The following is an 11,282-nucleotide window of genomic DNA, read 5'->3' as shown; positions in this document are numbered from 1 at the left end:
GCCCTGCTCGGCGTGGCCGGGAGCCGTACGACAGCGCTGCCGTGTCACTCAACTCCGCGCCATGAAAGCCCAGTTGAGTAAGGACCGGTCCATGGAGCGGACCGGAAACGTAGCGCGGCTGCCGCCCGAGCCGGAGCATGACGCGCCCATCGCTCCGACTCTCAGGAGAATCAGTGCGCTCTACTGTCCGACAGAGACTTGCCTCTCTGGCGAGCCTTCTTGTCCTGCTGTCCCTCCTATCGGCTGTGCCCGCGTCGGCCGCCGCACACTCCCTGACCGTCCGCACCGACAAGGGTTCGGTCGCGGGATCCTCGGCGGACGAGGTCGACCGTTACCTCGGCATTCCGTACGCGGCGCCGCCCGTCGCCGCCCACCGCTGGCAGCCGCCGGCGCCCGCCGCCTCGTGGACGGGCACCAAGTCGGCCACCTCCCCCGGCCCCCGCTGCCTGCAGAACGGGAGCAGCACGAGCCCGGGGATGAGCGAGGACTGCCTGTACCTGAACGTCTACACCCCGGCCAACCGGACAAGCCGTCCGCTGCCGGTGATGTTCTGGATCCATGGCGGCGGCTTCTCCTCCGGTTCCGGGGGCACGGAGGACGGCTCGCTGATCGCCCGGACCAACGACGTCGTGGTCGTCACGATCAATTACCGCCTCGGCGTGTTCGGCTTCCTCGACCTGCCCGGGCTGAGCGAGCAGGGCGCGGGCAACTACGGCCTGCTCGACCAGCAGGCGGCGCTGCGCTGGACCCAGCGCAACATCGGCGCGTTCGGCGGGGACGCGAGCCGGGTCACCATCGCCGGGGAGTCGGCCGGCGGCCACTCCGTCTGCGCGCTCCTGGCATCGCCCCCGGCCCGCGGCCTCTTCTCGGGCGCGATCATCCAGAGCGGCGGATGCCCTAGCTACACGGCCGAGCAGGCCGTCGCCCGCGGGAAGAAGTACGCGACGGCCGCCGGCTGCTCCGCCGCCTCGGCCGATCTGGCCTGCCTGCGGGCCAAGCCCGCCAGTGAACTGCAGGCCGCCGCGAAGGACTTCATCGGCGGCCTCGTGACCACTCCGCTGCCCACGTCGGGGGTGCCCGAACTGCCGGTCGCGCCGCTCGATGCCGTACGTACCGGCCGGACCGCGAACGTCCCCCTCCTCATCGGCCACACGCGTGACGAAGTGCGCAGCTGGTCGCTGCCGTTCGCGAACGCGACGAAGGATCAGTACGAGAAGGCGGTCCGCATCGAGTTCGGCGACGAGGCCGACGCCGTCCTCGCGCGCTATCCGTTCAGCGCCTACGGCGACGCGTACACCGGGGCGTACGCCTTCGGCGCCCTGTGGGGCGACAGCAGCACCTTCTTCGGCCTCGGGGGCTGCCAGTACCAGAACCTCACAGCGCAGTACGCGAAGCGTCAACCGCACACCTATTACTACGAGTTCAACGACCCGCACCCGCCCACCGGCCGGCCCTCGACCGGCTTCGATCCGGGTGCCTCGCATGCCAGCGAGATGCCGTACCTGCTGCCCTCGGCGACCTCGGCACTGCTGACTCCCGAGCAGCGGCAGCTGTCCGGCGAGATGGTGCGCTACTGGGGCTCGTTCGTGAAGCAGGGGAAGCCCGCCACCCCGGGAATCGCCGCCTGGCCCCCGTACCGGGCCGGCAAGTTCATGTCCCTGCTGCCGGGCGGTGAGAGCCGGGCACTGAAGACCGGCGTGTACGAGGCGCGCCGCCAGTGCGCCTTCTGGAACTCCGTCGACTACGACTGGCTTCCCGTCAACCCGGACCAACTCGCCGCGCAGGCAGGCGTTTCGCAGTCCTGACCCGGCAAGCGCGAAGGGCCCCCTCTCGTGGGAGGGGGCCCTTTGAGTCTCCGCGGCGGCGGAGTACCCGGATCAGTTACCGGTGTGCTCCATGTCGAGCACGATCTTGCCCACCGCCGTGCCCGAGCGCAGCCGCTCCACCGCCTCGCCGAGCGCGTCCATCCCGTAGCTCTCGTAGGGCAGTGTCAGCGCGCCCGAGGACAGGTCCGGCAGCAGGCGCAGCACCTCGGGGGCGACCTCCGGGCCGCGGCTCATCATGTTCACGGGGAGCAGGGTGACGTCCGCGAGGAAGAAGTCCGCGAGGTCCAGGGTGAGTTCGCGGCCGGCCGTGTAGCCGAGGAGCGCGGCCCGGCCGCGCGGGCGGACCAGGGTGAGGGCGTCGCGCAGGATCCGGCCGCCGACCGTGTCGATCAGGACGTCGGCCTTGCCGCCGATCGCCTCCTCGGAGAGGTCGGCGGCGAGCAGCGCCTTGGCGACACCGGGTACGTGGGCCAGCTTCGCCGGGCGGCCGACCACGCCGACCACCTCCGCGCCGGCCCGCGCCGCGAGCTGCACGGCCATGGCGCCGACCGCGCCGGACGCGCCGGTGACCAGCACCCGCTCCCCCGGCCGCACCTGGGCGATCGCGTGCACGGTCGCCCAGGCGGTACCGACCGGGGAGAAGTAGATGCAGGCCAGAGCGGGGTCGGTGCCCTCGGGCATGGCCTCCGCGGCGGTGTCCGGCACGAGCGCGTGCTCGGCCCAGGCGCCGTCACGGCTCAGGCCGAGCCCCTCACCGCGCAGCCGCACCAGGGCGCCCTCGGGATGGGTGTCCGAGGCGACGACGTAGCCGCTGCCCTGCGTGCCGGGGATGAACGGCAGCTCGGGCAGGATGCCGAACTGTCCGTCGAGGATGTTCAGGTCGAGATGGGCGGCGGTGGCCGCCGCCACCCGGACGAGGGTGTGTCCGGGGCGTGGCTCGGGCACGGCCCGCTCCCCGAGCTTCGGCAGCGTGCCGAACTCCTCAAGGAACAGGGCGCGCGACGTGGTCGACGTAGTGCTCACGTACGGTGTTCTCCATTCTTCCCCCGTTGGTCACTGCGCTTTCCCCGTAGATCACTCCGGCCCCGTTTACACCTTAGCTCCATACTTGTGCAGTACACGCATCGCGATGACGCGCAGGATCCGGTCGTAGACGAGGCCCAAAATGCCGAGGGTGATGATGCCGACGAAGACCCAGTCGATCCGGCCGTAGTTCCGGGAGGTCCAGATCAGGGAGCCGAGGCCCACCTGGGCGGCGACGATCTCGGCGGAGACGATGGTCAGGAAGCTGTTGCCCATGGCGAGGCGGGCGCCCGTGAGGATGTACGGGACGGTGGAGGGCAGCACGACGCGCTGGAGGATCTGGCGCCGGCTGGCTCCGAGGCTGGCGGCGGCCCGCAGCTTGGACTCGTTGACAGCCATCACGCCCGCGCTGGTGCTGATCGTGACGATGAAGACAGCCGTGTAGAAGATCAGTACCACCTTCGAACTCTCACCGATGCCCAGCCACACCACCGCCAGGGTCACGAAGGCGACCGGCGGGATGAAGCGGAAGAACTCGATGTACGGCTCCAGGAGCAGGCGGACGATCCTGATCTGCCCGATGAGCAGGCCGACCGGCGCGCCCACCACGACGCCCAGGCCCCAGCCGATCAGGATGCGGCGGCTGGAGGCGATGACGGAGTTGCCCAGCGTGCCGTCGGCCGCCAGTTCGCGGGCGGCCGACAGGGTCTGGCTCGGTGAGGCGACCAGGGAGGGGCCGTACTTCATGGCCACGAGCTGCCAGACACCCAGGCCGACGAGGACGGCGACGACATAGAGGCCGGCGGTACGCAGCCCTTGTCCGCCGCCCTTTCCTCCGGTGGGGCGGGTGCGTGCACGGGTCGGCGTCGGGGCCTCGGTCGTGGTGATCGTCATGCGCCCTTCGCCTCTCGGTCGAGCTGGTCGTCGAGTCCTTGGTCGCGCATGGCCTTGCGGACCTCTTCTCCGATGTCCTCGCGCAGTTGGGCGCGCAGGCGCAGGGCGGCGGGGTCGGACTCGTCGCGGGGACGCGGCAGGTCGACCGTGTACAGGGACTTGATGGAGGCCGCGGGGCCCGCCGTCATCACGGCGACCCGGTCGGCGAGGAGGATCGCCTCGTCGATGTCGTGGGTGACGAAGACGACGGTGCAGCCCGACGCACTCCAGATGCGGGCCGTCTCCTGCTGCAGCACCTGCCGGGTCTGCGCGTCGAGCGCGCCGAAGGGCTCGTCCATGAGGACGACGCCCGGTTCGTTGGCGAGCACCCTGGCGATCTGGACGCGCTGGCGCATGCCGCCGCTGAGCTGGCCGGGGTAACGGTCCGCGCAGTGCCGCAGGCCGACCAGGCCGAGGTACTCGTCGGCCACCCGGTTCTGCTCGGCGCGGGACAGGCCGCGCATGCGGGGTCCGAAGGTGACGTTCTGCTGCACCGTCAGCCAGTCGAAGAGGGCCTCGCTGCTCTGGAACACCATGCCGAGGTCCGGGTCGGGGCCGCGGACGGGCGCGCCGTCCGCGGTGAGGGTCCCCTCGCTGACCTGGATGAATCCGGCCATCGCCGACAACAGCGTGGACTTGCCGCAGCCGCTGGGGCCGAGGAGACAGAGGAATTCTCCGGCCGGGATGTCCAGATCGATGCCCTGGACGGCCTGGAAGTCACCGAAGGAGATGCCCGCGCCTTCGACGCGCAGAGCCGCTCCGCGTCCGGCTGTCGGCTCCGTGGGCGTCTGGAGGGCTGCCACGGTTGTCACGGGCGCCGCGCCCTCCCCCGGCACTGTCCTCTTCTCGATCCCCTTGATCGCCTCGGTCATCAGGACCCCTCCGCGTTGTCGGAAAGCCAGCCGCGCTGGACGGTGCGGGACACGTCGGGGCGGGCCTTGACCTTGCCGGTCTCCAGGTAGAACTGGGCCGTACTGTCGTAGCCCTTGAGGTCCTTGGCCGTGAAGTCGCGGACGCCGAAGTCGATGTCCTTCACCGCGTTCAGAGTCTGGTCGGTGGGGATCTTCGCGGCTTCCTTCGTGGCCTGTGCCGCGGCCTGGGGATCGCTCTCGATCTTCTCAGCCGCTTCCGCGAGGGCGGCGGCCACCTTGACGGCAACGCTCTTGTTGTCCTTGAGCCAGGGCGCCGTCGACAGCAGCCAGTGCTGGTAGCTGAAGCCGTAGTCGCCCGTGGTCTCCAGGATCCGCTCTCCCAGCTCCACCCCCTTGGCCGGCCACGGTTCCCACAGGACGTACGCGTCCACGTCGCCCTTCTTGGTGAGCGCCGGGATCTCGGCGGGGTCGGCCGTGACGAACTCGACCGAGTCGGGCTCGATGCCCTTCGATTCGAGGAACCGGGTGGCCGCCAGCTCGGACAGGCCCGGGACCACGGCCATCTTCCGGATCTTCGCGGGGGACTTCACACCGGGTCCCAGGACGACCTTGAGGTAGCGGCCGGAGTCCTCGTACACGAGGAGTGAGCGCAGGTCCGGGTGCTGTCCGAGCAGGCCGATGGTGGTGGCGTCGGAGTTCCCCGCCATCTGGACCTGTCCGGCACCCAGGGCGTCGACGCCTTCGCCGCCCTTGGCGAACTGGACGAGGTCGACGTCGATCCCGTGTTTGGCCCACAGTCCCTGGGCATCGGCCACGAAGAACGGCGCGTAACCGGCGTCGATACCCACGGCGATACGCAGATGGGGATCACCCGCCTTGCCGCCGGAGCCCGAACCGGCGTCGGTGGTGCCCGCTCCGCAGGCGGTCACCGCGGTCAGTACGGCGGTGAGGAGGAGGGTGCCGGCGATGCGCTTGACCGGGCGGGCTTTCGGGCGGGACGTTGTCTGCATGGTCACCTCGGAATGGGGCGCTTTGAGCCAGATGATCGGGATGCGGGCCCGCGAGTGGGCGAACGTTACTGCCGGTCGGAGGGCAGGCGCATGAGCGACGGTCCGCTCAGCGGGACACTGCGGACACGGCTCGTCGAGGGCGGTCATCTGGCGTGCTGGTCGTACCAGCCCCGCAGCAGCACGGTGTCGTAGTCGGGTGCTTTCTTGATGAGCTTCTGCGCGATGAGGAAGTCCACGATCTTGCGCGAGGAGGCGACATCGGCCGAGGTCAGGGAACGGGACGTGAAGGAGATCTCGCCGACGCCCTGCTCCGTCTGCGCCACCGGCAGCTGGGCCTGCTCGTGCGCCGCGAGGGCGGCCGCGTGCGGATCCCCGGTCACCAGCCGGTCGGCCTCCGCGACCACCTTGAACACCTTCCCGGCGAGCTCCTCGTTCTGCTTCAGCCACGTGTCGTCCGTGAGCAGCCACTGCTTGTACGTGACACCGAAGTCGCCGATGGAACCGGCGAGGTGACCGCCCGCCTCGACGCCCTTGGCAGCCCAGGGATCGAAGAGGATGTAGCCGTCGATGTCACCGCGCTGGAGCATGGTGGGGATCTCCTGGGGCGAGCTCTGCCGGATCTTCACGGAGTCCGCGTCGAGGCCGTGGTGGCGCAGGTATTCGTGGGTGGCGTACAGGCCGATGCCCTGGATCGAACCCATCGCCTTGATCTGGCGCGGCGAGGTGATGCCCTTGCGCAGGACGACCTTGAGGTAGCGGCCCGAGGACTGGAAGACGCCCAGGGCGCGCAGGCGCGGGTTGCTCACCATCTGCGGCAGCGCGGTGGAGTCCGCGTTGGCCGACATCTGCGCGGTACCGGCCGTGACCGCCTGGGCCGCGGCGGGTCCACCCTCCACCTGCATCAGCTGCACGTCGAGGCCGGCCTTCTTGAACATGCCGCGCTCGGCGGCCAGATACAGCGGGGCGTACGACCCGTCGACGCCGAGCGCGATCCGGACGGTCGGGCTCTTGCCGCCCGCGGATCCCGCCGAGTCGGTGGTGCCCCCGCCGCAGGCGGTGGCGAGGAGGAGCGCGAGCAGGGTGAACAGGACGGCTGCCGGGCGCCGTCTTGGGCGATGGAGACAGGACATCGGATGCGACCTCCGGGTCGGAGTGCTGTCGAGGTGGCGGAAACCTGGCACCCCGGCAAGCCGGTGCACAGCACGACGTCCCGCCTGGCGGACCGTCTCGACCGAGGGAGCCGCACCGTTCCCGGCGCCCCGGTAAGCGAGAAGCCGGGGCGCGGCCCCGCTTTTCAGGGGCGCGGGGAACGGTGCGGACCATTCCTTTTGCCTGATGTTCACACCCCCGCCCCTCTATGCAACATGGCGTTGCTGCACTTCAAATGGCCTGTAACGCCATGCGATGACATAAGGGGACCGCTGATGGGGTCGTACGCCGACGAGGACGTCCTGCTGCCGAATTCCGTCCTGGGCAAGGCCCAGCTGCTGCTCGCCGCGTTCGAGTCGGGGGCGGACCGCCTGCGCCTGAGCGAGCTGAGCCGCCGCTCGGGCGTACCCAAGGCGTCGGCGTACCGTCTCGCCCAGGAACTGGTGCAGTGGGGGTTGCTGGACCGGCACGGCGAGATGTACGAGCTCGGCATCAGGCTCTTTCACCTGGGGCACCGGGTGGCCGCCTCCTCGGTGCTGCGCACCGTGGCCCGCCCGCAGATGGTCGACCTGTTCACGCGGGTCCGCACGGCCGTGCACCTCGCGGTCCTCGACGGTACCCATGTCCTGTTCCTGGAGAAGATCGCCGGTGAGGCCAACGTGCTCACCCACTCGTACGTCGGCGGTCGCCTCCCCGCGTCCTGTACGGCGACCGGTCAGATGCTGCTCGCCCTGGCGGCGGACGGACCCGAGCGGGTGGCGGCGCTGGCCGGCAGGGGGCTGCCCGCACTGACCCCGCGCTCCGTCACGGACCCGCAGGTCCTTGCCCAGCGGCTGTCCAGGGCGGCGCGTCAGGGGTACGCGCTGGAGCTCGAAGGGGTCAGGACCGGAGACGCCAGCCTCGCCGTACCGGTGGCCCTGGCCGGGACGGAGTACGCGGCGCTCTCGGTCACCGGACCGATCGCGCAGGTGTCGGTGGAGCGACACCTCTCGATGCTGCGGGCCGCGGCGGACAGCATCGAGCGCGGCGTGGCGCAGAAGACCCAGGAGAGTCCGTCGTACGAAACGCCACGCGCGGCGCGCGCGGCACGCACGCCGCGCGGGCCGAAGCCGGCCGGGGTGCGTCCCGCCCATGCCGTGAGCTGAAGCCTCGCCCGCCGCTGTCTGCGGGCCATGCCCCGGAGCCCGTTCCGGGTCCGGGTTCGGGTCCGGGTCCGGGTCCGGTTCCGGTCAGCAGAACACCCCGGTGGCCCGCCTCCCCTCCCCCGTTGATCGTGAGATTCCGCAAAGGCTGCGGACACGTAAGGGGAGGAGCCGTGGTGGGACCAGACACGGACCCGGCAACACTGCGCGTGCTCGACCTGACCGATGAACTCGCCTTCCAGGGCGCCCGGTTGCTCGTCGGGATCGGCGCCGACGTCATACGGACCGAGCCGGGCACCGGCCTCGACCCGGCGGCCCGCGCGCACTGGCACGCGGGCAAGCGCTGGGTGCCGGCGGAGGACCCGGCCGAGCTCGACGCACTGGCGTCGGCCGCCGACGTCGTCCTGGAGAGCGGGCCCGTGGCGCGGCTGCGCGGCCTGCGGGAGGACGGCTCGTCCCGGTGGCCGCACGCCGTGCACGTGGTGGTGACACCCTTCGGGCTGACCGGGCCGCGCCGCGACTGGATCGGCGACGATCTGGTGCTGGCGTCGGCGGGCGGCATGACCTGGCTCGGCGGACGCCCCGACGGACAGCCCAAACCGCCGCCGCGCGAACAGGCGCTGCAGACCGCCGGCGCCCACGCGGCGATCGGGGCGCTGCTGGCCGTCGTGTCGGGGACCCCTCAGCTGGTCGACGTCTCCGTGCAGGAGGCCGTCGCCGCCACGCTGGAGACCGGCGCACTCGCATGGATCCACGCCGGACGCTTCCCCGTGCGCAACGGAGGGGTGTACGAACACGTGGCGCACCAGATCTTCGAGACGGCGGACGGGTATGTGGCCGGGGGCTACTCCGGCAGCAACCGGATGTGGACGGATCTGCTGGCGTGGATGGCCGAGCGGGGCGAGGCCGGTGACCTCCTCGACGACCGCTGGCAGGACGCCACGTTCCGGTGGCGGCAACGTCCTCATGTGGACGCTGTCGTGCGGCGGTTCGCGGCGCGGCAGCCGGCCGCCGAACTCGCCGCGGAGGCGCGGGAGCGGGCCCTGCCGTGGGCGGAGGTCGTACCGGCCTCGCGTCTGACCGACAACCCGCAGCTGCGTGACCGCGAGTCCCTGGTCACGGTCACCGGTGAAGGGCTGCCGGACGGCGGTGTCGAGGACGTCGGCTTCCCATGGGCGGCGCTGCCGCGCCCGGTCACGCTGCCCGCTCTGCACCGGGCGGAGGGCGACGCGCCGTGGCACGGCCCCGGCCGGACGCCCCATCGGGCCGAACGGCCCAAGTCCCGTGCGCTGGAGGGAGTACGGGTCCTGGATCTGACCTGGGTCCTCGCCGGTCCGTACGTGACCAAGCAGCTCGGGGAGCACGGTGCGGACATCGTGAAGATCGAGTCGCGGCACCGCCAGGACCCCACGCGGTTCGCCCCGTCGATGCATCTGCGGCCGGGCGCCGACCCCGACGACAGCGGCTACTTCATCAACTTCAACCGCAACAAGCGCGGCGTCGCCCTGAACCTGCGGACCGAGGAGGGCAGGCGTCTGCTGCGCGAACTGGTCCCGCACTGCGACGTCGTCGTGGAGAACTTCAGCCCGGGTGTGCTCGCCCGCTGGGGCATGGACTACGCGTCGCTGCGCGAACTCAACCCGGACGTGATCCTGGTGTCGATGGCGGGGGTCGGGCAGACCGGCCCCTGGCGCAGCGCCGTCACGTTCGCCGACACGCTCGCCGCCATGTCCGGCCTGTCCAGTGAGACCAGCGACCCGGGCGGCCCGCCGCAGGGCTTGACCTTCGGGCTCGGCGACATGGTCGCGGCCAATTCGGCGGTGCTCGCCACGCTCGACCTGCTGGCGCGCGGGCGGGGAGGCCACGTGGATCTGTCCCAGCTGGAGGCGATGGCCGCGACGATGGGCCCAGCAGCCCTGGAGTCCGTCCTGGGCGCCGGTGCGCCGGACCCCCGGACCGCCGAGTTCCCGAACCGGTCGCCGCGCGCCGTGCCGCACGGGGTGTATCCGGCGGCCGGGGACGACCGGTGGGTGGCGGTGTCGGTGACCGACGAAGCACAGTGGCACGCCCTGACGCGCCTCGCCGAACTCCCATGCCCCGAAGGCGACTTGGCTGCCCGCCGGGCCCACGAGGACGAGATCGACGCCGCCCTCGCCGCCTGGACGGGCCGGCACGACGCGCACAAACTGGCCGAGACGCTCCAGACGGAGGGCATCGCGGCGGCGGCCGTGGCGACCGGGCAGGACCTGGTCGAGGCCGATGAGCAGCTCGCGGCCCGCGGCTTCTACCCCGTACTGGACCACCCCCTCACCGGGCCGGTCCCGCACGAGGGCATCGTCGTACGGCTGGCGGCGACGCCGGGCGCACTCGACCGGCCCGCACCTCTCCTCGGTCAGCACACCGACGAAGTGCTGCGGGAACTGCTGGGCCTGAGCGATGAACGGTTGACGACACTGGCCGCCGAGGGAGTGACCGAGTGAGCGAGGCGAGGATGACCCAGGAGAAGCTGACGGAGGAGAAGCCCTCCGTACTGCACGTGACACGCGACGGCGCCGTGGCCACCGTCCGCGTGGACCGTCCCAAGGTGAACGCCGTCGATCCGGCGATGATCGAGGAGTTCCTCACGACCCTGCCCCCGCTGGCCGCCGATCCGGGGGTGCGCTGCATCGTCATCACCGGCACCGGCCGGTTCTTCGTCGCCGGTGCCGACATCGCCGTCATGCGGGACCTGTCCACGGAGAACCAGGCGAAGATGCGCCGCTGGATCCACGTACAGCGGATGATCGAGCAGACCCCCAAGCCGGTCGTCGCGGCGATGAACGGCCACGCGCTGGGCGGCGGTGCGGAGTTGGCGCTCGCCTGCGATCTGCGGATCCTCTCGACGCAGGCCACCTTCGGTTTTCCGGAGATACGGCTCGGGCTGTTCCCCGGGGCCGGCGGCAGTCAGCGACTGCCCCGGCTCGTCGGCCCCCACCTGGCGAAACGCCTGATCATCGAGGGGGAAGGGCTGACACCGCAGCGCGCCCTGGAGCTCGGACTCGTCGACGCCGTGGTGGCGCAGGCCGAGTTCGAGGCGACGGTCGCCGAGCGGGCCCGCCGCCTCGCGGCACAGCCGACGGGCGCCATCGCCCTGCTCAAGCGGGTCGTCGACGAGGGGTACGGGCTGCCCCTCGAACAGGCACTGGAGCGCGAGGAGAAGGGTGTCGCCGAGCTGATAGGGACGGCCGACACGGCGGAGGGGCTGCAGGCGTTCCTCGACAAGCGGGCGCCGGTGTTCACCGGGCGGTGAGGCCGCGCCGACGCGGGTGGTCCGGTACCGGGTTCCGG

The 11,282-nt window shown here is 71.2% G+C and carries 9 protein-coding genes; 4 read left to right on the top strand and 5 right to left on the bottom strand.

Annotation, left to right across the window (positions count from 1 at the left end; all coding sequences use genetic code 11):
• Nucleotides 1-245: 245 nt before the first annotated feature.
• The gene (locus ACFWGJ_RS35120) at nt 246-1,805 is read left to right on the top strand and encodes a carboxylesterase/lipase family protein (RefSeq protein WP_387332697.1); all 1,560 of its coding nucleotides are present in this window, start codon (nt 246-248) and stop codon (nt 1,803-1,805) included.
• A gap of 72 nt (nt 1,806-1,877) precedes the next feature.
• Here the strand turns inward: ACFWGJ_RS35120 and ACFWGJ_RS35115 are convergent, their stop codons facing one another.
• The 5 genes from ACFWGJ_RS35115 to ACFWGJ_RS35095 all read right to left on the bottom strand — a co-directional run bounded on the left by ACFWGJ_RS35115 (nt 1,878) and on the right by ACFWGJ_RS35095 (nt 6,794).
• Nucleotides 1,878-2,849: a zinc-binding alcohol dehydrogenase family protein gene (locus ACFWGJ_RS35115; protein ID WP_387332695.1), complete on the bottom strand. Its 972-nt coding sequence runs from the start codon at nt 2,847-2,849 to the stop codon at nt 1,878-1,880.
• Between the two features lie 66 nt (nt 2,850-2,915).
• Entirely contained in the window at nt 2,916-3,743 is an 828-nt protein-coding gene (locus ACFWGJ_RS35110; RefSeq protein ID WP_387332693.1) for an ABC transporter permease, read from the bottom strand.
• The gene (locus ACFWGJ_RS35105) at nt 3,740-4,654 is read right to left on the bottom strand and encodes an ABC transporter ATP-binding protein (protein WP_387332691.1); all 915 of its coding nucleotides are present in this window, start codon (nt 4,652-4,654) and stop codon (nt 3,740-3,742) included. Before ACFWGJ_RS35105 ends, ACFWGJ_RS35110 begins: the two co-directional genes overlap by 4 nt.
• Nucleotides 4,654-5,664, bottom strand: coding sequence for an ABC transporter substrate-binding protein (locus ACFWGJ_RS35100; RefSeq protein ID WP_387332689.1), 1,011 nt, complete (start codon nt 5,662-5,664; stop codon nt 4,654-4,656). Before ACFWGJ_RS35100 ends, ACFWGJ_RS35105 begins: the two co-directional genes overlap by 1 nt.
• Before the next feature lie 143 nt (nt 5,665-5,807).
• Nucleotides 5,808-6,794 carry an ABC transporter substrate-binding protein gene (locus ACFWGJ_RS35095; RefSeq protein WP_387332687.1) on the bottom strand — a complete coding sequence of 329 codons (987 nt, stop codon included), beginning with the start codon at nt 6,792-6,794 and terminating at the stop codon, nt 5,808-5,810.
• A gap of 294 nt (nt 6,795-7,088) precedes the next feature.
• On the opposite strand from ACFWGJ_RS35095, the gene ACFWGJ_RS35090 reads away from it, so the two are divergent.
• The 3 genes from ACFWGJ_RS35090 to ACFWGJ_RS35080 all read left to right on the top strand — a co-directional run bounded on the left by ACFWGJ_RS35090 (nt 7,089) and on the right by ACFWGJ_RS35080 (nt 11,244).
• Complete coding sequence (locus ACFWGJ_RS35090; RefSeq protein ID WP_387332685.1) at nt 7,089-7,958, top strand: IclR family transcriptional regulator; 870 nt, start codon at nt 7,089-7,091, stop codon at nt 7,956-7,958.
• Between the two features lie 173 nt (nt 7,959-8,131).
• Nucleotides 8,132-10,435 (top strand): CoA transferase, encoded by a 2,304-nt coding sequence (locus ACFWGJ_RS35085; protein ID WP_387332683.1) that lies wholly within the window; start codon nt 8,132-8,134, stop codon nt 10,433-10,435.
• Complete coding sequence (locus ACFWGJ_RS35080) at nt 10,432-11,244, top strand: enoyl-CoA hydratase/isomerase family protein (RefSeq protein WP_387332681.1); 813 nt, start codon at nt 10,432-10,434, stop codon at nt 11,242-11,244. The genes ACFWGJ_RS35085 and ACFWGJ_RS35080 overlap by 4 nt, the downstream gene beginning before the upstream one ends.
• Nucleotides 11,245-11,282 lie beyond the last annotated feature (38 nt).

The sequence above is a fragment of the Streptomyces sp. NPDC060205 genome (assembly GCF_042728395.1).
In the GTDB taxonomy this organism is placed as follows: Bacteria; Actinomycetota; Actinomycetes; order Streptomycetales; family Streptomycetaceae; genus Streptomyces.
This window is presented reverse-complemented; position numbering and strand designations above follow the sequence as displayed.

Coding starts and splice junctions, on each gene's coding strand:
- ACFWGJ_RS35105 (WP_387332691.1), bottom strand. CDS start 4,654: ATGACCGAGGCGATCAAGGGGATCGAGAAGAGGACAGTGCCGGGGGAG.
- ACFWGJ_RS35095 (WP_387332687.1), bottom strand. CDS start 6,794: ATGTCCTGTCTCCATCGCCCAAGACGGCGCCCGGCAGCCGTCCTGTTC.
- ACFWGJ_RS35110 (WP_387332693.1), bottom strand. CDS start 3,743: ATGACGATCACCACGACCGAGGCCCCGACGCCGACCCGTGCACGCACC.
- ACFWGJ_RS35090 (WP_387332685.1), top strand. CDS start 7,089: ATGGGGTCGTACGCCGACGAGGACGTCCTGCTGCCGAATTCCGTCCTG.
- ACFWGJ_RS35100 (WP_387332689.1), bottom strand. CDS start 5,664: ATGCAGACAACGTCCCGCCCGAAAGCCCGCCCGGTCAAGCGCATCGCC.